This is a genomic window from Paenibacillus lautus NBRC 15380, assembly GCF_004000945.1.
GTDB lineage: Bacteria > Bacillota > Bacilli > Paenibacillales > Paenibacillaceae > Paenibacillus_AQ > Paenibacillus_AQ lautus.
Map to the genome: position 1 here is coordinate 1 of NZ_BIMF01000016.1, position 20,591 is coordinate 20,591.

Consider the following 20,591-nt stretch of genomic DNA (forward strand, 5'->3'; position numbering starts at 1 on the left):
TTACAGGTGCAACGGGCGCCACGGGAACGACTGGCATCACAGGAGCAACAGGGGCAACAGGAACAACCGGAGCTACAGGTTTGACCGGAGCCACGGGAGTAACAGGAGCAACAGGCGTAACGGGCGCAACGGGAGAGATAGGAGCTACCGGAGCTATGGGGCCAACAGGAGAAACAGGCGCCACCGGGCCTAACTTTGCAACGACGGGGTTTTCTGCTTTTCAAACAGCCTTGTCAGTGACTACATCTGCACAGCTTGCGAACTGGACCGTGACGGCACCTTATTATCCGGATGCAAGTTTTAATGCAACGACAGGGAGCTTTACGGTACCTGCGACAGGGAGATATGCGATCAAGGCTACGATAAACTATTCCACATCAGCTGCGGTAACTGTTTCCCTCGGAACGGGAATCAATCCGGCCTTTACCGTACGAAGGATTTCACCGACCGTCACGAATTTAATCAGCGGATTGTTCCCACTGTTAAATGTGAACGTTGCCTTGGTCTTAACCTTAAGAGCAGTGCTGGGGAATGGTGCTGTGACCTTGGCTGGCGATGTTCAATTGAATGCAGGAGATGTGGTCGGCTTGTTTTACGATGCCAATGGTCTCACCATTTCGCTAAATCTTGGAGGAGCAACTTCATCTGGTATTGTCTGGTCGATATTCAGATTAGCCTAACTTGAGAAGATGCCGACGTTTGGAGCTATCGGGTGAAGAAGACGAATCGAAGAAAATGCATAGGATTATAAAACCGGCCATCCTTGGCCGGGTTTTTTAATTGCTTTTAGTCCATACATGTATTCCCGATGATATAAAGTTTATCGTATGAAGGAAGCCGTTTGTAAATTTGGTCTGGATTTAACAAATCTCGAATGGTAAAATTTTCACTAAACTTCGATCGCTAAATCCTAGACGGTGCAGAAAGAAGGATCAGAGGAACATGAATTCAATAAACGTACTTCATTATGATGCATTCTCGGTGCAGCCTAACCAGGGAAATCCTGCTGGTGTGGTCTTGAATGCAGATGATCTCACGGAGGCAGAGATGCAATCCATCGCCCGCAGCGTTGGATTCAATGAAACCACCTTTATCTTAAAATCAGAGCAAGCGGATATTAGACTAAGGTATTTTACGCCCGGCCATGAAATGAATTTGTGCGGACATGCTACCATGGCATCCATGTATGCCTTGAAAACCGAGGGACTGCTGCCGGAAAAAGAAACCGTGTGGATTGAGACCAAGGTGGGTATTTTGCCTATAGAATTTCAAAATGCCGAGGGCCAGTTAACCATGAAAATGAAGCAGGATCATCCTCAATTCATATCCTATGAGGGAGATGTTGACCGTCTGGCATCATCCATAGGTCTGAAACGTGACGATTTGGACTTCAGTATGCCCATTGTGTATGGAAGCACGGGGATCTGGACATTGTTGGTGCCGATAAAAGGATTGGAGCATTTTGACCGAATGGTGCCTGACAATGCAGCGTTTCCGGATATTTTAACAGAAAATCCTAAAGCCTCGCTGCATCCTTTTTGCCTGGAAACGATGGATGGGTCTTCGTTCATGCATGCGAGACATTTCTCTTCGCCGTATTCCGGCACCGTCGAAGACCCAGTAACTGGAACGGCATCGGGCGTAATGGGTGCTTACTATTTGACGTACTTGAACCCTGAGATATCCTCTGCTCGATTTACTATTGAACAAGGCCAGGAAATGGGGAAAGACGGTAGGGTACATGTTCAAGTGGAGCGCTGGAAAGAGACCATGGATGTCTATATTTCCGGTACGGCGGTGTTCGTTAAGGAATTCCAGGTTAGCTATTGATGGATGGTCCATCGGATGATAAAAACGCCTACATAGGTTAATACAAACAAGGAGTGCGACTCATGCAGGAACAAGAAGAAATAAAGATTTATCCCAAGGTGACCAAAATGCTAATAGGCTCTCTGGCGTTTGTGCTGCTAGGTAGTGGATTGGTATACGGTGGGGTGACATCGGACAACATGGTTATCGCCATTGTCGGAATTATCTGCGCGTTGTTTTTTGGCGCGGGACTGGTGTTTGCCATCACAAAGCTTTTCCAATCGGACCCGGCACTCTTGATCAATATGGAGGGAATCGTCGATAAATCCTCCTATGTGAGCGCTGGAGCCGTCGCGTGGAACGAAATTAAAAATATTCATATCTATCAGATCAAGAATGAGAACTTCATAGGAATTGAGGTTTATGATCCTGATCATCTGATGTCCCGGCACACTGCCTGGAAACGGAAGCTCATGAACATGAATAAAGGCATGACGGGTTCTACTATTCATATTTCTGCATCGAGTATCTCCGCTAATTTATATGAATTGTTCCCCTTGTTATATCGCAGATGGAATGCGTCCAAGTCGAGCCCGGATCAGATGATGAAGGAGGAGAGCATGTTATGAAAACATTTAAGCCGGAGATGACTTTGGATATGGCGATAAGTCATCTGAAGCATATTGAAGGGGAATCGGTAATGAATGTCACCCCCATCGAGATGGGGGAACTGAGCAAGGTGTTCAGCTACCGTAAGGGCGATGCCGATTATGTCATTCATTTTAAGGATAATGGGGACAGCCTTCATAAAGTGTTCAAAATCTACGATATGTACGGCACGCAATCTTTGCCCATTCCCCGTATCCACAAGATAGGGAAAGTGGAGAATATTCACTTCTCCATTTCGGACAAAGTATCCGGTACACCGATAAGTGCTCTTGAGCCGACGCAAATTCGAGGGCTCATCCCGGGCATTGTCCATCAATTCATGCGGTTCCGTCAGGTACATGTCGCGGATTCCCATGAGGGTTATGGCTGGATTACTCCGGAAGGCAAGGCTGTCCATCGTTCATGGCTGGACTACATCACGTCTGTTTTCGATGAGGAGCAAGAAGGGTTCTACCATGGATGGCACAATCTGTATGAGAACAGTTTTCTGGAAAAAGCGTTCTTCGAAGAAATCTACCAAACGATGATCGAACTGGTTCGCTATTCGCCTCCGGAGCGATATCTTGTACATGGAGATTTCCATTTGGGCAATATGCTGGGAGAGAACGGGAACGTAACGGGGATCGTGGATTGGGAGATGGCCATGTTCGGCGACTTCATGCTGGATGTCTCTGTTCTTCATACGTGGTACCCGATGCTGGAGTTTCCGAAAAGGCTGCAGCAAGCATTGGAGCAGCAAGGCGTAAGTATTCCTTATTTTGAAGAGAGACTGTTAGGCCATCAACTGTTCAAAGCGCTGGACGGACTTCGTTTTTATGCGAAGAAGGATGATCCCCACAGCTATCAGTTCATGAAAAACCAAATCATATCTCTATTAAATCGATAGATCCCTACGGGGATCTTTTTTTATGAGGCTAAATGTGTGAAAGGGAATAGTTAACTGACGAGTCCAGAATGATTGGCCAAGAATATACTGGACTAGGTTAAGTTGAAGGGTGGGACCTCCGTGTTCTCTTTCTATCGATGGAGCATGGAGATCGTTTATTTAACGAGAGAAGAGTTTAACGACTGCTGGTTTGGAGAGCAGATTCTGTAAGTACATTCACATGATCGGGAAGCTGGTCAAGACGAAGGTTTTTTCGGAAAGGGTGAGGTACTTGAGGGTGTTGCTCGTTACGATATTTCTGATTCCTCATGTCGGAGGACTATGGAAGTACATGCTGCAGTTGAAGCAAGGGCTTGAGGCAATGGGACACGAGGTCGACATGATCGGTGACGGACTTGATTGCTTTTATGTATATGGAGATGATAACAAAAAGGTGCCCAAGAGCCATTTTAAGCCGATTTTGGAGAATAATCTCCCTGTCGCATCGACTATTTTCTCAGACCTTTGGATCAAGTATGCAGAGTCCGAGCGGTTATGTCTGGAGCTGACGCTTTCTTATTTGGGTTTGGAGCAATACGATGTGATCCATGCGCAGGATGTGTTGGCTGCGGCCGCCGTCAGTCGCGTGAAACCCGCGGGCATTCCCTTGGTAACCAGCATCCATGCCTCCGTGGCACTTACCATATTGGATATGCTGCAGACGGATCAAGGAATTAAACCTTCCAGTCCTCCCCTAGTTTGGAATTATTACAAATCGATTGAGAACATAGGAGGCACATCCAGCGATCGGGTACTGCTAGCTTCTGCATGGCTGCGGGATATTATGGTATCGCAGTTCAATCTGCCGGAATCCCGTATCTCATTGATCCCCTATGCGATGGATATTCCAAGCTTCGAGAAAAGCTTGAGGAAGGAGCATTCGCTGACCCGGCCAGAGGACAAACAAGTGATTATCTGCACTTCAAGACTAAGTTATGAAAAGGGCATTCATGTACTGCTGGAAGCCCTGGGCAAACTCCATGGCATGCGTCAGGACTGGGAGTGCTGGCTTGTTGGAGACGGTGATCAGCGTTCCGTGTACGAAGCGCGTGTTCGTCAGCTTGGAATAGGGGAGGCAGTCCGCTTTTGGGGCTCGCGTGACGATGTTCCCGCATTGTTGGGAATGGCTGATATTTTTGTTATGCCTAGTCTGATGGAGACCCTTCCTATTCTGTCATGGAGGCGCAGCTTGCCGGATTGCCGATCGTTTCTTCGGATGCGGGTGGTCTTAAAGAAGCGGTGCAGCATGAGGTGAACGGCCTTCTTTTTCAGACGGGGAATGACGATATGCTTACTGCACATCTGAATCAGTTGCTGGAAGATGAAGCGTACCGGGGGCTCCTTGGTAAACAAGCGCGGAAGTTTGCATTGGCCCATCGTGGTCTGGATTCCATGGTGAAGCGAGTGCTGCAAGTTTATCGAAAAGAGATGAGCAAGACATGATAAACCCGGGAAAGGGGGAATGACCATGACAGTGGTACCCGGAGATCAGTATTGTAATCTATTTTTGATCTATCAATCCCAGCCTGCTTTAATGGTAAATCAAGCGGTTTGGGATCAAACCATAAGCCGGCTCCCCAAGGGTTACTTCATACCGGATTTCCGGATCATTAACATGATGATGAATATGGCGTAGTGAGATTGAATGGAGGCATGGGAATGGGAACGTCAAACTGGCAGAATTTATCTTATTGTGTGGATCTGATCCGGTATGTATCTCCTAAGTCCGTCCTGGATGTCGGCGTTGGTTTTGGCCGATGGGGGATGATCTGCCGTGAATATTTGGATGTCTGGGAGGGGCGCGTATTCCGCACATATTGGGACACGCGAATCGAAGGGATTGAAATCTATCCGGTTAATATCGATACCTATCATTCCTGTTTCTATAATATCATCCACGTTGCGGATGCGTTCGATCATGTACAAGCGGAGGTTCAGCCAGGACAATTCGATCTGATCATTCTAGGTGACGTTCTGGAGCACTTTACAAAAGAGCGGGCGCTTGTCCTGCTGCAGACCTGTATTGAAAAATCCCGTTTTGTCCTGCTTAATATTCCGATTGGAACTAACTGGCCGCAGGGAGCTGCGTACGGCAATGAATTCGAGACCCACTTGAGCACATGGACAACGGAGGAACTGGAACTGTTTCCCGTCGTCGACAAAAGGCATTTTAAGGATTACATTAACCGTGATTTTTCCACGTATTTGTTTTCGATACAAGGCAAGTAGGTCAGTAGGGAGGCTTGTACGATGTCATCCGAACCACATCTGCAGACCATGGTCACGAAAGTACCGCTGGAATTGTTGTTTACGGACTTCATAGATGAAGAACATAAAACCGTATTAATTCCACACTACACGGACGCCTGGTATGAAGTCCATAAAAGATATGGGGATCTACCCATTGCTCGCTTGACACCTCATTTGCAATTGTTCCGTTACCTTATGGGTCAAGGGGAATACCCGAAGTTGTATCTGGACTGGCATGCCTCCTTATTTACCACCCGTGATATGGAAGTACCGATCTCGGATTACGATATCTTGGAGCATTTTCGCTTACAATATCGCACGATGGCTGCCTTGTTCGCCAATGATCCGGAGTATTTCAATGAAAATCCGGTTTTGGTCGAATACGACAGGAAGGGCGGTTATTTTCATGTGAAAGATGGTCACCATCGAGCCATCTTTCAGTATTGCAGCGGAGTTAGGAAGGTCCCCGCCCGAATGATCGAACATGATTATGAGTTTTGGAAGCATACGGATGTTGTAAACCAGGTAACCGAGGTCTTTTCCCGCCATCTTCGAACCTTGATATATACACCGATTATGAATCCTCACTTTATGCATTTGAAAAGTGAACGGGATGATGTCTATCCGACCCGTATGGACCTGATTATGGAGTATTTGGGTTCTTCATCCGTTCGAGGAAAAAGGGTGATCGATATTGGCTGCAATATCGGATTTTATGCCAGACACTTTACGCGTCAGGGGGCCATCGTAACAGGCTATGAGCCATTGGCTGAGCATTACGAGCTGGCAAGGCAGCTGAACGTTCTAGAAAGAGTTCACTTTGACCTGAAGGAGGAACGGTTTGAACGCTCAACTTGTTCGGATACATGCGATATCGGATTGCTTTTAACCGTATTTTATCATTTGATGGACGATGTGCCGGTACGGGAAGCATTTTTGAGGAAATTAGACCAGAGCGTGACAGGGATGCTTTTTTGGGAATCCGGGGCCGAGCCGGAGAAGGAGAAGGCTATTTTGCTTGCGGGAACGCATTTTGACAGATATGAGAAATTGGCAGATACCGAAGGAACCGGGAAGAAGAGAGAGTTTGGTGTTTTTCTGAAATCATCCTACAATTCCGGCAGCTATGAATGAACATCTTCGATTATGGAAGGTGTTTTCTTTTTATTCTCTATTGAAACCATGATATATTGTAAGAAACCATGGTTAAATTGGACGTTTATGATGTGGATAAATCATAGAGAAATGAGCTGATTCTATTCTATGAAAAAGATCGTTCTGGCTGGTGGAACTGGTTTTATCGGAACTTATCTTGCAAAAAAATTTGCGAATGAGCAGCAAACACAACTACTTATGATATCCCGACGGGAAGGCCATATCGCATGGAACGATCAAGAAGCCATCGTCGCTGCTCTGGACGGGGCAGATATGCTGATTAATTTGGCAGGTAAATCAGTCAATTGCCGTTACGATGAAAAAAATAAGGAGCTTATTCTGAATTCAAGAATAGATACAACGAATATACTCGGCAGTGCTATCGAGGCATGCCATACTCCTCCGCGTACTTGGTTTAATTCCAGTACGGCCACGATTTATCGCCATGCCGATGATAAACCGATGACGGAGGAGCAGGGCGAAATCGGCTCGGGCTTCTCCGTTGAGGTTGCCAAGGAATGGGAGCGTGCCTTCTTCTCGTTCTTGCTGCCTAAGACAAGACAGATCGCCCTGCGTATTGCTATCGTGCTGGGGCCGGGCGGCGGCGTCATGACTCCTTATGTTAACTTGGTAAAATACGGACTCGGTGGCGTTCAAGGCACTGGCAAGCAAAAGTTCAGCTGGATTCATGTAGAGGATTTGTATCGCATTATTCTGTTTTTACAAGAGAGGGCAGAGCTGAGCGGGGTTATCAACTGTGCTTCTCCTTATCCGGTTACGAACAAGGAACTGATGGAGCAGCTTCGGTTAGCATTGAATCGCGGAACGGGATTGCCATCACCTAAATGGCTGCTTGAGCTGGGCGCCCGGCTTATTCAAACCGAAACGGAACTCGTGCTGAAGAGCCGCTGGGTGATTCCGGACAGACTCTGCAAGGCAGGTTTTCATTTTACATACGACACGCTGAATAAAGCACTGGCTGACATCTTAAAACGATAAGGGGATTCCGAGCACGCTCCTTGGTTTCGCATCGTAAAAAATGATTGCATATGGTAATCGAACGGATAGAATGAGTTTATTAGACGAGAGAGGGAGTGTCCTATCATGAATGCTTCGTTTACGATTATGGAGGTCGAACAATTAGAAACCGACACGCATCATCAATTAACGGAATTATTGATTCGGGTAGTAGAAGAGGGAGCATCGGTGGGATTCTTAGCTCCACTGTCTTATGATGAAGCTTCCGCTTACTGGGAGGATGTGCTTGGCCCAGGGGTTACCCTGTGGGTAGCTGTGCAGGATGGGCAGATGATCGGCACGGTTCAATTGCAGTGCGCCATGAAGGCGAATGGCAGACACCGGGCCGAGGTAGCGAAACTGATGGTGGATCCTGCATCCCGTCGCGGAGGGATCGGCAGAGCGTTGATGCAACATCTCGAGCCTAAAGCCAAGGAAGAGGGCAGAACCTTGCTGGTCTTAGATACCCGGGAGGGGGACCCCTCCAACAAGCTATATCAGTCTCTGGGTTACATCCAAGCTGGAGTCATACCTGATTATGCCATATCCTCTAACGGCCAACTGGACGGGACGGTGCTGTATTACAAACGTATCTAAGCCACGAAGCGGAGGGGTTGGATGGAGCGGGACGGATTGTCGGTTTCATCATATCTAACGGGGCATGGAGAGGGAAAAACAAGCGTTATGATCGATTGATCCGGTATGATGAGAAGCAGCGCAAGAACTTGCCGTAGCGGCGAGTTCTTTTTTTAGATATCAGAAAGTATAAACTTGGAAGCATGGGCCTTTCCGCACAAAATGGTATACTGTTTTTTAGCAGTAAATAGAGAAGGGATTGTGGTTATGGGTTACCAGCTGACCGAACGGGTGATCAAACTATTATGCGGAAAGACCTCCTACGATCGCGGCGGGGTTTTATATAGAGATGGGCAAGTAACGATGCTGAAACAAGATCCCGACACTCGAAAATACGAGGCTGAAGTGACGGATCAGGAGTCGGGTATCGTCTATGCCGAGATTGACTCGAACGGGGATGTATTCACCGAATGCAGCTGCATCGATTATGGATTCTCCCGGAAGCGGTGCAGACATATTGCGGCGCTGCTCCTGAACATCCGTGATATTGAGCAAATGGTAGAAGCTCCAATGCGCCCCTATCCATCGTTATTACATCCTTCTGTCAATGGAAATATCGGAGACGGCCAATTAACGCCTCGGTACTCCCCGGAGCATGACAGAAGCTCGGATGAAGGGGAGCAAGATGCACTGCTCAGCAGCCAGCTGCTGGGATTGTTCTCATATTCTGAAGGCCGGAGAGCTACGGCAGCGTCCAGGTTTGACACCCGAGAGGTGCTGGAGATGGAGTGCATTTTGAAATTATATCCTTACGGAAATCGGAAATACTTGTTCGGCGTTGAACTGCGAGTAGGTAAGAAACGCTTGTACATCGTACAGCGGATTCGAGAGTTTTTGGCGTGTGTAAAACACGCTGAAACCTGCATGTTCACGAAGAATTTCACGTACGATCCGGACTTGCACAGCTTTCAAAAGGAGGATGATGAAATTCTCCAGGAGCTGATTCGTATATACGATCATGAAAGCATGTTTAAACAGTCAATGGACATGTATACCTCGCATGGGAAAAACGGAAGCGGTGACCGAATGCTGATTATTCCTCCCACTTTTTGGCCCCAGGTAAGGGAACGATTATCCCATTCGAACCATTCCCTGTTGTCTTTGGACGGGATCCTCACGGATAAGCTGGAATTCGTTCAAGATCCGATCCCCCTTCAATTCGAGTTTGATGAAGCCGGGGATGATCACTACCTGATGAAGATCGAGGGACTGGAGCGAATGATCGTTCTGGAAGGCTACGGAATCGTCATTGTGGACGGAAAGCTGATTCAGCTTGAATTGGATGCTTGCAGAAGACTCTCCGAGATGAAGCAGCTGCTTGAGAATGCGAATAAACCGCATATCCGGATTCAACCTGAGATGATGGAGTCCATTATGGAGCGGGTAGTTCCGGGACTGATGAAGCTTGGAAGTGTCCATGTGGCACAAACTGTATCTGACCGTATTGTCAAAACGCCTTTAAAAGCGAAGCTTTATCTGGATCGGGTGCGTGGCCGGCTTTTGGCCGGACTCGAGTTTCAATACGGAGAAATCACCATTAATCCGTTGGAGGGACATCGCGCCATACGCAGCAGCAGCTCGATCCTCGTTCGCGACGGCGAGCAGGAGAAGCGGATTCTTGAGCTCATGGAGAGCGCCTCCTTTGCCAAGACCGATGGCGGTTTCTTCATGAACGATGAGGATGCCGAATACGATTTCCTGTATCATACGATCCCGCAGCTGGAGAAGCTGCTGGTTGTTTATGCAACGACGGCCGTGAAGGAACGGGTGCTTACTGAACCGATGGGTGCCAAGGTGCGGGTGGAGGTCGACGAACGGACGGATTGGCTTGAATTGAAGTTTGACATGGAGGGGATTCGAGAAGCCGAAATCCGGGAGATCGTCAAATCGCTTGAAGAAAAACGCAAATATCACCGGTTGCGAAACGGCGCGCTGCTTCCCCTGGAAAGCGCCGAGTTCCAGGCGGTGGTCGCCTTAATGAACCGGGTAGGGCCTTGGTTATACGAAGGGGAGGGCACGCAGTTCAAAATGCCGGCAGTCCAAGGACTTCAGCTGCTGGATTGGGAAGATACGGGATCAACGGTCCAGCTTGGCCGATCCTTGCGCCGAATGCTGCAGCACGTGAAGAATCCGGATCATTTGGATTTTGCCGTGCCGCCGAGCCTCGAAACGGTCCTCCGGGATTATCAGAAATTTGGCTTCCAATGGATGAAGACGATGGCCCACTACCGCTTTGGCGGCATCTTGGCCGATGATATGGGTCTCGGCAAAACGATTCAGAGCATTGCTTTCATTCTGTCGGTGCTCCCGGAGATCAGAGAGCGTAACGAACCTGCACTCATCGTCGCGCCGGCTTCTCTGCTCTATAACTGGCATAACGAGCTTCAGAAGTTTGCTCCCGAGATCAAGGCCGTCATTGCCGATGGTACGCAGAACGAGCGGGCTAAGATCATACAGAATGCGGGGAATGCAGATGTCATCATTACTTCTTACCCGCTGCTACGCAGGGACGTTGAACGCTATGCGAAGCTGCCGTTCTTAACGTTAATTCTGGATGAAGCCCAATTCTTCAAAAATTACACAACGCAAACGGCTCAGGTAGTCAAAACGCTGCATGCCCGTTATCGGTTTGCGCTGACAGGTACCCCGGTCGAGAACCGACTTGAGGAACTATGGTCCATATATGATGCCGTTTTCCCGGCACTCTTTGGAGATCGAAAAGCGTTTCAGGAATTGCCGAAAGAAACCGTGGTGAGGCGAGTGCGTCCCTTCCTGCTTCGCAGGCTGAAATCGGATGTGCTCAAGGAGCTGCCGGAGAAGATCGAGACGGTTCAGGCATCGGGCCTGCTGGTCGAACAGAAGAAGCTCTATACCGCCTATCTTGCGAAGTTAAGGCAAGAGACGCTCAAGCATTTGGCGCAGGATGGCTTTCAGAAGAGTCGGATTCGCATCTTAGCGGGCATTACTCGTCTGCGCCAGATCTGCTGTCACCCGGCCCTATTCGTGGAGGGCTATGAGGGTAGTTCGGCCAAGTTTGAGCAGCTTCTGGAAACCATTGAGGAATGTCGGCTTGCGGGAAGACGGATGCTGGTATTCTCCCAGTTTACGGGGATGCTGAATCTGATTGCCGGGGAGCTCGGATATCGGGGGATCCCGTTTTTCTACTTGGATGGACAGACTCCGGCCTCGGAGCGAGTGGAGCTGTGCCAACGCTTTAACGAGGGAGAACGGGAAGTGTTCCTCATATCGCTGAAGGCAGGCGGAACGGGGCTGAACCTGACCGGGGCCGATACGGTGATCTTGTATGACCTTTGGTGGAATCCGGCTGTGGAGCAGCAGGCGACGGACCGGGCACATCGCATCGGACAGAAGAAGGTTGTGCAGGTGATACGGCTGGTGGCTCAGGATACCATCGAGGATAAAATGGTCGCTCTGCAGCAGAAGAAGAAGGATCTGATCGAGGAACTGGTTCAACCGGGAGGAGAGTCGCTTCCAAGCTGGACCGAGGCGGAAATCCGGGAGCTGCTGACGCTTCAGGGTTAACCTCATGGGGTTATGGATGGGCGCAGGGCATAAACGCTGATATAATAGCTGTATGTGATTGATGTAACGTATACTCCAGTTATAGAATAGGACGGTTTTTGGGATGATATCTTTTTTACTAACGTTAAAACGTCTCTTCAGCGGTCTGTTTCGGGCGTTTAAGCAGCGGTATTTTGTAGCGCTGTTTGTCCTGATCGTCATTATGCTGATATCGGGCACGATGTTTTATACCAGGCAGGAAGGGTTATCGGTGCTTGATGCTCTATATTTCTGCGTGGTGACTTTGAGCACGGTAGGTCATCCGGAATTCGTGCCGCAGACACCGCTTGGTAAAACATTCACGATGGTCTATATTGTCGTCGGTACGGGTTTATTCCTTGGGATGGCCGGACAATTGGCGTATGCCTTAATCCGAACGAACCAAAGGGATGAGAAGGACTGAAAGAATACCTAATGGAAAAAAAGGAAACATCCTAGGCGTATGAAATGTGACTCGATTGTGAAGAAAACAGTTCTGGACTTAACTAGCAAGCAGATGACCTCTGAATTCGTCAGAGGTCATCTTTTTTTTATGTCCACGAGTATCGCTTAGATGAGCCGCTTACCCTATAGAACCGTTACCGCAAAATAAAAGCTGGCGCGTCCCTGATCCAGAGGCCATGTACATTGAATTTCGTACAGGTACGAGCCGGGTACTGCCGGTACGGTATATCCGTCATTATCGGGATCCGTCTGGTTTAGGATGGTGAAGCCGTGTATTCCTTCGGGTGGCGTCGTCTGAATGTCGGCACCGCCTGTGACGGCAACCGGCGTCATATCCTCGAGCTTGGGAGGAGCCGCATCCGTCGTCGCGCAGTTATCTCTGTTGCACCAGGAGTAACCGCCACGTTGCAGCTTGATTTCGATGCCGACAATGCTTACTTTGGGCAGCGGAGGTTCGGCGGATTTCACCCACAAGGTTTGGATGGCTTGGCGCGCATTGTCCTTTGAGATCGGTTTTAAATTCTCTGACCTTGATCCGACATAATACCCCGTACCAAACATAACGATTAGCAGGATTATATATAGAACCGATCGGGTTTTCTTCATGCAAATAAAGCCTCCTAATAGTTCACTCGCCTCATAATTAGTCGGAAAATATGTTATAATTTTGAAAAATCGTACACTTTCATTATAAACCAATCATGGGTAGCAGGCGTTATATATGATGAGAAGAAATTGAAGAGGGATGAATCTATGACATTGAAATGGTTGGATTGGGCAAAAGAGATACAGGCGATCAGCCAGGCCGGACTGGAATATACGAGGGATGTCTATGACAAGGAACGGTTTGAGCAGCTGAGGGAGCTCAGCATCAAGATCATGCAGGAGTATACCGAAGCAGGCGACGAGAAGATACGTACGCTGTTTGCGAGTGAAACCGGATACCAAACGCCGAAGGTGGATGTCCGCGGCGTTATTTTTCAAGACGGCAAGCTGCTGCTGGTGAAGGAAAAGGCCGACGGGGCTTGGGCGCTGCCGGGAGGATGGGCGGACATCGGTCTATCGCCTGCGGAGGTCGCGGTGAAGGAAGTGAAGGAAGAGGCCGGTTACGACGTGCGTGCAGGAAGACTGCTGGCCGTATTGGATAAAAAGTTTCATCACCATCCGCCTTCGGCCTTCCACGTGTACAAAATGTTCATTCAGTGCGACATTACGGGCGGAGCTGCAGGCGTGGGGACAGAGACATCCGCGGTCGGTTTTTTCCGGCAGGACGAACTGCCGCCGCTGTCTGAGGAACGAAATACGAAGGAACAATTACAGCGAATCTTCGAATTCGAGAAACAGCCCCACTTGCCAACTTGGTTGGATTAATCCATATAACAAAGGAGCGTAGACAATGTGATAGGCTTTAAACCTTATAAGGACGTACCGGATGAAGCGGAAATGAAACGCAGATTCAATGGACGGATCAATATTTTCTTTTTTAGTGCCTTTCTTATCTTTTGTGTCATTATCGTTCGAATGGCCATTTTGCAGTTCGTTGAGGGACCCGAGCTTGCGAGTCAGGAAACCGGAGGAGAGCAGAAGCACTTCCCGCTGCAGCCGATCCGGGGATCCATTATCGATGCGTCCGGCACCAAGCTTGCTTATTCTACGGCTTCAAATTCTCTATATATCACGCTCATGAAGGATTACAGCAAAAAGACGGACAAGGGAAAAGAAAACCGGCCGGAAGCGGAGGCGATGGCGAAGCGGCTGGTCCAGGCGTTTAACAAGTATGGGGATCCGAACTTGGAACCGATGACCGTCAAAAAAGTGATGGACGACCTGGATTTGGAATATATTAAGCAGCATGGTTATGAACCCAGACGAATCAAATCCGATTTGACGAAGGAAGAGATCGCTTATTTCATGGAGAACCGAGCCAAGTTTCCCGGCATCCAGATCGTGGAGGAGAATGTAAGGCACTATGACCCGGATACGGTGGCCGTTCAGACGATTGGATTTCTAAAGAAGTTCAGAGGCTCTAAAGACCTTAAGGATTATGAGGCTATTGATCAGAGCAACAAGGATCAGAAAAATCCCGGCTTGATCTACACGGAAGAAGAGTGGATTGGCTATGACGGATTGGAGCGGATGTTTCAGGAAGAACTGCGCGGCAAGAGCGGGTATCTCAGCATTCCGATCAATCCGCAGAATATGGTGGATGGCGTACCGACGATGGTCGCTCCTGAAAAAGGACATAATATTCATGCCACGATTCATAAAGACATTCAGCTTGCCACGGAGCAGGCCATTATGGATCAGCTCCAATACCTTCATACCCATCCGGTATCGGGTAAGCTGCATAAGGATGCCCTAACTGGATATGCGGTCGCCATGGAGGTGGATACCGGTAATGTAGTCGCGATGGCGAGCATGCCGGATTACGACTCGAATGTGCGGGTAAATGGTGGTAAGATTACGCCGGATATCGTGGACGCGTCAGGTAACGGCACGATTACGATTTATGGATCAGGTCGCTCGGGAAACGGGTTTGAATCCATGATCTATCTCGGTTCCGTTATAAAGCCGCTGACGGTATTAATCGGATTGAATGAGGGATTATTTGGCTTGAACGAAACGTATCCTGATCAGGGTTATGCATCAATTGGCAGAGAAGGAAGCGAAACGAAAATTTCCAACTCGAGCGGCCATCGAAATGGACCTATCAAGCCGCAGTTAGCAATCCAGCAATCCTCAAATGCTTTTATGATCGATATGATTGGCAAAAAGCTAGTCAATAAGTATGGTGGGGAGAAGGGCGTTGAGGTCTGGGGTCGATATATGAAGGAGTTTGGGCTTGGCGTCAATACGGGAAGCGGTTTGCCAGGGGAACTAGAGGGCCGTGGGGAGTATACCAATACGAAGGCAGCGGGAAGTAATCTCGCTGCGTTAGCCTATGCGTCTTTCGGACAGATGGGAAAATACACGCCTCTGCAGCTTGCTCAATACACCGTCATGCTGGCGAATGAAGGCGAGCGGGTCAAGCCACAGCTGGTCAGCAAAATCACGGATCAGGAGGGCAACGTGGTCAAGGAATTCGGTCGCGAGATCCTGAACGAGGTCGAATTCCCAAAAGCGTATTGGCAGACCATTAAGCGGGGAATGAATACGCAGGGTCTCGCAGCCTTCGATGATTTTAAATATGATTTTGCCCGCAAAACGGGAACCTCCGAGCAGGAGGCTAAAGTGAATGGAACGTGGAAGAAGATTGATAACGGCGTTTTCATCGCCTTTGCGCCGCGCGATAATCCGAAGCTGGCGGTGGCCGTTGTTGTGCCGGAAGGCGGCTTCGGCTCGCAAAGCGCCGCGCCGATTGCGAGGAAAATATTCGACGCTTATGACGAAGTCTACGGACTTGATGGAACGCCGCATCCGAAGAAGACTGAAGAGCAGAAGAAGGATAGCGGCGAAGAAGAGACAGGGGACAATAGATAAGAAGCGCTAGATGCAGAATATTGAAGATTAGGCGATGAGAGGCGGAGCGACTAAACCAATGATATTGGATGAAAGTATATTGGGGACAGTCGTTCCCTGTTAGTCGATTATTTTTCAATAACATTCGCTTGAGCGATGTAAATAACAATAGGCAGGCTGTAGAGGCGAACTCATCCTCTCCAATCCTGCCTTTTTTGTATCTCATTTAATCAATAAGGATTGTCCTTGATCTTCAGCACTTCGGCGAGAAAGGTCAATGCTAAGCCTTGGCCCCAGCCTTGGATTCGCTTATCGGGCACGCCTCTGTATCCAGCGGCGTCTTTCATGACGGCCGTTCCGGCGGAGACGCCGGTAACGGTGCCATCCTCGGTGATCTTGGACAAGATCCCGTCAATCGATTTCTGCGTGTATTTATTGTAGATGCGTCCTTTGGTGAGCAGGGCAGCAGCGATACCGGCTGAGCCGGACGTTTCCAGCGGAGATTGCGGATCGGTTGTGATCGTATGCCACAGGCCGGATTCATGCTGCAGCCTGACCAAGGCGCTAAGCTGGTCGCGCAGCGAGCCTTCGATGATCATGAAGGAGGGATGCGTAACCGGCCGAGCTCCAGGGCACGGGCCATCGTGATGGCGGCCCAAGCATTGCCCCGGCACCAGAAGACACCTGACATATGGTTGCCAGCGACGTTGTCCCAGCCGTGGTAATACAGATTCGTCACGGGATCCTGCAGGCAATCCTCGTGGCCGTGATACTGCTTCAATCCATCCTCGAAGTAATCCTCCCGGTCCAGCATCACGCCAATCCGAAGCAGGAAGTAGCCTGCCATGAACATGGTATCGACCCACGCCTGTTCCGGAAAGTTATACGTTTCGGAGTTCACCGTATGCTGAAAGATGCCGTTGCCGAAACGCAGCGCATCATGCGTGAGATAATCGGCCATTTCCTTGGCCGTTTCGATATAACGCTCATCCTCATAAACCTCGTACAAGGTCAGGAGGGAGTGGCCGATGGAGACGCCGTTGACGGACAGCTTCGGCAGCCCCTCATCCATGTTTTCGTCGACCCAGGCTTTCAGTTGTTCCAGATACTCCTTTTTGCCAGTGGCCTTATAGGCTTCGCATACTCCGTAAAAGGCAACCCCGCCCGGCCAATCCCAGCTGAAATCCATGCAAAAGGTCCGGTCGACCACGCGGTCTATGACATTCTCAATCTGTTGATCATCAAATACAAGTGCAGGCATTGTTAAAACTCCCTTCATATTCAATTGCGTCGATGTGTATGAATTACCCTTTCAATCCCGTCGTGCTGATCCCTTCCACGATGTATTTCTGGAAGATAAAGAAGACGATGACGACCGGCAGCAGCGATAAGGTAGCCATGGCAAACATGCCGCCCCAGTTATTGAGCGACTCCCCGTCCAGGAACAGCTTCAAGGCAAGTGACACCGGATATTTCTCCGGATTGTTCAAATAAATGAGCGGATTGATGAAATCATCCCATCTCCAGTAGAAGGAGAAAATCGAACATGTAATGAGAGCGGGCACGATCAGCGGCACAACGACACGGAAGAAAATCCCGTACTTGCTGCATCCGTCAATTTTGGCCGCTTCATCCAGCTCCTTCGGAATCGTGCGGATGAACTGCATGATCAGGAAGATGAAGAACGGTATGCCGAAGAATTGGGGAACGATTAACGGCTTGAAGGAAGACAGCCAGCCGAATTTGGCGAACATGACATATTGCGGAACGATTACGACATCATGGGGCAGCATCATCGTAATCATCATGCAGGCGAACCAGAACTGCTGTCCGAAGAACTTGGTCCGAGCCAGGCCGAAGGCGACTAGCGCAGAGGAAGCGACGGCACCGATGGTGGAAATGATGACAATGATGAACGAGTTCTTGAAGAAGGTGCCGAAGGTAGTCCCGGCAAAACCCTTCCAGCCTGTAGCATAATTCGAGAATTCCAGCCGACTCGGGATCAGGCTATAAGCCGTCGTGAATATTTCATGGTTGGGTTTAAGCGAGCTTGCCACCAGCCACAGAATCGGATAGGTCATGCCGAGGGCGAACAATCCGACCAGCGTATGGTATAGGATACGTCTGGATTTGGTCATAACCGTCAATCTCCTTTCGACTCGTAATGAACCCAGCGGGTAGATGATCTGAAGATGAGCAAGGTCAGGACACCGACGATAATGAGCATGATCCAGGCAAGCGCTGACGCGTAACCCATTTCAAAATGCGAGAACGCCTTGCGGTACAAGTAAAGCGAATAGAGCAGCGTTTGATCGAGCGGTCCGCCTTCTCCGCGCGAAATAATGTAGGCGGGGGTGAAGGTCAGGAATGCTGATATCGTTTGGAGCGTCAGATTGAACAAAATAATCGGGCTGAGCATAGGCAGCGTAATTTTGAAAAATCGATGGACCGCGTTGGCGCCGTCCACGCTGGCTGCTTCATAGTAATCCCTCGGGATATTCTTCAAGCCAGCCAGAAAAATGATCATCGAGGAACCGAACTGCCAAATCGATAATGCGATCAGCGTCCAAAGCGCCGTACTCGGATTCCCGATCCAAGAGGTCGTGGAATGGATCCCGAAGAGGGACAGGGCTGAGTTCACGAGTCCCTTGTCACCAAAGATCTGCTGCCACATAATAGCCACGGCCACGCTTCCGCCGATGAGGGAAGGCAGGTAGAAGGCGGAGCGGTACAGCCCCACGGCCTTGGTTGCGGTATTTAGAATCATGGCAACGAAGAGGGCAAATATGAGGCGAAGGGGAACGCTTGCGAATACATAGGTGAACGTGACCTGAAATGACTTGCCGATTTTGTCGTCCTCCAGGAACAATCGTTCATAATTTCCCAAGCCCAGCCATCTTGGCGCTTCCATCAGATTATAATTGGTGAACGAATAATACAGGGACGACAGGATTGGATATAAGGTAAAGATGAGAAAACCAAGAACGAACGGCGCTGAAAACACGTAACCGGTGATGTGCTCGTTCTCACGGAGCCTCTTCATAGATTTCAACCCCTACGATTCAGATTTGGTTGCGCCCCGTGCAGGGGTCACTGATGTAAAAAGGCATCTCTTGCACGGGAAAGACGTGCGGGAGATGCCTTGTCTAGCCGTGTCCTGGTTATTGCTGAGATCTGGCCAAGATGGCATTCGCTTCCTTGCGGAACTCGGCCGCGGCATCTTCGATCGAGATTTTCTTGAACAGGATGCGTTCGCTGAGATCTCGCAGCAGCTTCTCGATCTCCACCGCGCCAATCGGGTTAGGAGGATCGCCTGGCGTGCTGTTGGCCTCAGCCCATGTGACATAGTCGAAAATTTTGGCTTCGTTCTCGGAGAGGAGCGGCTTGAGCGCTTCCTTCACCTTGGCGGATACGGGAACGCCGCGCTCGCCCTTAATCAGTTTGTTGGCCTCGATGTCGTTAATGAAGAAGCTGATGAATTTAGCGGCTTCCTCTTTATGCTTGGACGTTTCGGTGACCGAGAAGTACATCGAAGGTTTCAGGAAAAGACCATCCTTCGTTCCAGGCCCTGGCATCGGATTCAGCTCCAACGGACGATCGGTGACCAGATTGGCCACGGCAAGGAATTGGTTGGACCAGCCGGTGCCCGATATGGAGTTGCCAAGGACAATTTCATCCTCTTCTGCTACGCCTTTCTTCTGGGCTTCCTTGTCCAGAGACAGGATATATCCGTTGTCGTACCATTTCTGGTAGCGGGTGAAATAATCGATAAAAGGCTTATCGTCGCTGTATCCGATCGTTTTGCCGTCAACGCTGTACATTTTCTGGCCGATGGTTCTTAGGTAGTACGGGAAGAAGACGTCATGCCGGTAAGCAAAGCCTCCGATTTGCAGGCCTTTTTCCTTGGCTTGGGCACCCATTTTGTCCATGTCATCCCAAGTCCATTCTTTGGATGGAATATCGATGCCGTTCTTCTTCATCGTCTCAACGTCGAAGGTGGTCTGAAGTGCGTTCACGCCGAGGTTCATGGCAACCAGCTTACCGTTGACCTCACCGCCGCTCAGCGCATTCTCGCTGACATCGGCGACATCCAGCTCGCCGCTCTCGGTGAACGGCTTCAAATCCGCCAGCTGATTCCGGCCAGCATATTGATTCAGATAGGAGATGTCCATTTGAATAATGTCCGGGAGTCCGCCAGCCACCGCTTGGGGAGCAAGCTTTTTCCAGTAGTCATCAAATGGAGCGTACTCCGGCTCAATCGTGACATGCGGATTCTGGGACTCATACATTTCAATGACCTTTAAGGTATAATCATGCCGGGACTGTCCGCCCCACCAAGCAATGCGGAGCTTGACCGGATCCTTGCTATCGCTTGCAGCCGCCGGCGGTGTCTCCGTTCCGGTTCCGCCGCTGGCTGGCGGTTCTGCAGCGCCGCCGCCCGAACAGCCAATCAAGCTTCCGATCAGGGAAAACATTAGAACCGCGTTTAACACTTTTTTCATTCCATTTCCTCCCCTTTGTTGATAAACCACTTCATATCGTTTCAAATGTTAGTGCTTACATTCCCAATTATCTTGTTTCCGCGGGGAAAGAGTAAGGAAAAAAACCGTGCAATTTGTTTAAAAAGCAGAGATGTACGTACAAG

General features: G+C 49.4%; 16 protein-coding genes and 3 pseudogenes. 14 read left to right on the forward strand and 5 right to left on the reverse strand.

Going from position 1 to position 20,591, the window contains the following annotated elements:
* From PLA01S_RS23310 to PLA01S_RS23365, 12 genes and pseudogenes are all read left to right on the forward strand, one after another.
* Positions 1–680 (forward strand): annotated as a pseudogene (locus tag PLA01S_RS23310) (collagen-like protein); the annotation flags it as partial.
* A gap of 262 nt (positions 681–942) precedes the next feature.
* Positions 943–1,830: a PhzF family phenazine biosynthesis protein gene (locus PLA01S_RS23315; protein WP_127594228.1), complete on the forward strand. Its 888-nt coding sequence runs from the start codon at positions 943–945 to the stop codon at positions 1,828–1,830.
* Positions 1,831–1,892: 62 nt separating this feature from the next.
* Positions 1,893–2,438: an STM3941 family protein gene (locus PLA01S_RS23320; protein ID WP_127594229.1), complete on the forward strand. Its 546-nt coding sequence runs from the start codon at positions 1,893–1,895 to the stop codon at positions 2,436–2,438.
* Positions 2,435–3,364, forward strand: coding sequence for a phosphotransferase family protein (locus tag PLA01S_RS23325; RefSeq protein ID WP_127594230.1), 930 nt, complete (start codon positions 2,435–2,437; stop codon positions 3,362–3,364). The genes PLA01S_RS23320 and PLA01S_RS23325 overlap by 4 nt, the downstream gene beginning before the upstream one ends.
* Positions 3,365–3,584: 220 nt before the next feature.
* A pseudogene (locus tag PLA01S_RS33200) lies at positions 3,585–4,846 on the forward strand (glycosyltransferase family 4 protein).
* Between the two features lie 25 nt (positions 4,847–4,871).
* Positions 4,872–5,039 carry a hypothetical protein gene (locus PLA01S_RS32105; RefSeq protein ID WP_164817503.1) on the forward strand — a complete coding sequence of 56 codons (168 nt, stop codon included), beginning with the start codon at positions 4,872–4,874 and terminating at the stop codon, positions 5,037–5,039.
* Between the two features lie 23 nt (positions 5,040–5,062).
* Positions 5,063–5,632, forward strand: a complete 570-nt coding sequence (locus tag PLA01S_RS23340; protein ID WP_127594233.1) for a methyltransferase domain-containing protein — start codon at positions 5,063–5,065, stop codon at positions 5,630–5,632.
* A gap of 21 nt (positions 5,633–5,653) precedes the next feature.
* Positions 5,654–6,787 carry a class I SAM-dependent methyltransferase gene (locus tag PLA01S_RS23345; RefSeq protein ID WP_246059781.1) on the forward strand — a complete coding sequence of 378 codons (1,134 nt, stop codon included), beginning with the start codon at positions 5,654–5,656 and terminating at the stop codon, positions 6,785–6,787.
* A 129-nt stretch (positions 6,788–6,916) separates the two neighbouring features.
* Positions 6,917–7,807: a TIGR01777 family oxidoreductase gene (locus PLA01S_RS23350; RefSeq protein WP_127594234.1), complete on the forward strand. Its 891-nt coding sequence runs from the start codon at positions 6,917–6,919 to the stop codon at positions 7,805–7,807.
* Positions 7,808–7,912: 105 nt separating this feature from the next.
* Positions 7,913–8,422, forward strand: coding sequence for a GNAT family N-acetyltransferase (locus PLA01S_RS23355; protein WP_100538261.1), 510 nt, complete (start codon positions 7,913–7,915; stop codon positions 8,420–8,422).
* A gap of 246 nt (positions 8,423–8,668) precedes the next feature.
* Positions 8,669–12,004 (forward strand): DEAD/DEAH box helicase, encoded by a 3,336-nt coding sequence (locus PLA01S_RS23360; RefSeq protein ID WP_127594235.1) that lies wholly within the window; start codon positions 8,669–8,671, stop codon positions 12,002–12,004.
* A gap of 103 nt (positions 12,005–12,107) precedes the next feature.
* Positions 12,108–12,446: a potassium channel family protein gene (locus tag PLA01S_RS23365; RefSeq protein WP_127594236.1), complete on the forward strand. Its 339-nt coding sequence runs from the start codon at positions 12,108–12,110 to the stop codon at positions 12,444–12,446.
* A gap of 164 nt (positions 12,447–12,610) precedes the next feature.
* Here the strand turns inward: PLA01S_RS23365 and PLA01S_RS23370 are convergent, their stop codons facing one another.
* Positions 12,611–13,093, reverse strand: a complete 483-nt coding sequence (locus PLA01S_RS23370) for a hypothetical protein (protein ID WP_127594237.1) — start codon at positions 13,091–13,093, stop codon at positions 12,611–12,613.
* 147 nt (positions 13,094–13,240) lie between these two features.
* On the opposite strand from PLA01S_RS23370, the gene PLA01S_RS23375 reads away from it, so the two are divergent.
* Together PLA01S_RS23375 and PLA01S_RS23380 are read left to right on the forward strand one after the other, a co-directional pair.
* Complete coding sequence (locus PLA01S_RS23375; RefSeq protein WP_127594238.1) at positions 13,241–13,858, forward strand: NUDIX hydrolase; 618 nt, start codon at positions 13,241–13,243, stop codon at positions 13,856–13,858.
* Between the two features lie 27 nt (positions 13,859–13,885).
* Positions 13,886–15,967, forward strand: coding sequence for a peptidoglycan D,D-transpeptidase FtsI family protein (locus PLA01S_RS23380; protein WP_127594239.1), 2,082 nt, complete (start codon positions 13,886–13,888; stop codon positions 15,965–15,967).
* 209 nt (positions 15,968–16,176) lie between these two features.
* Here PLA01S_RS23380 and PLA01S_RS23385 read toward each other — a convergent pair.
* The 4 genes and pseudogenes from PLA01S_RS23385 to PLA01S_RS23400 all read right to left on the reverse strand — a co-directional run bounded on the left by PLA01S_RS23385 (position 16,177) and on the right by PLA01S_RS23400 (position 20,448).
* Positions 16,177–17,207 (reverse strand): annotated as a pseudogene (locus PLA01S_RS23385) (glycoside hydrolase family 88/105 protein).
* A gap of 43 nt (positions 17,208–17,250) precedes the next feature.
* Positions 17,251–18,084, reverse strand: a complete 834-nt coding sequence (locus PLA01S_RS23390; RefSeq protein ID WP_127594240.1) for a carbohydrate ABC transporter permease — start codon at positions 18,082–18,084, stop codon at positions 17,251–17,253.
* Between the two features lie 5 nt (positions 18,085–18,089).
* Positions 18,090–18,989, reverse strand: a complete 900-nt coding sequence (locus PLA01S_RS23395) for a carbohydrate ABC transporter permease (RefSeq protein WP_127594241.1) — start codon at positions 18,987–18,989, stop codon at positions 18,090–18,092.
* Between the two features lie 118 nt (positions 18,990–19,107).
* Positions 19,108–20,448, reverse strand: coding sequence for an ABC transporter substrate-binding protein (locus tag PLA01S_RS23400; protein WP_127594242.1), 1,341 nt, complete (start codon positions 20,446–20,448; stop codon positions 19,108–19,110).
* Between the last annotated feature and the right edge of the window lie 143 nt (positions 20,449–20,591).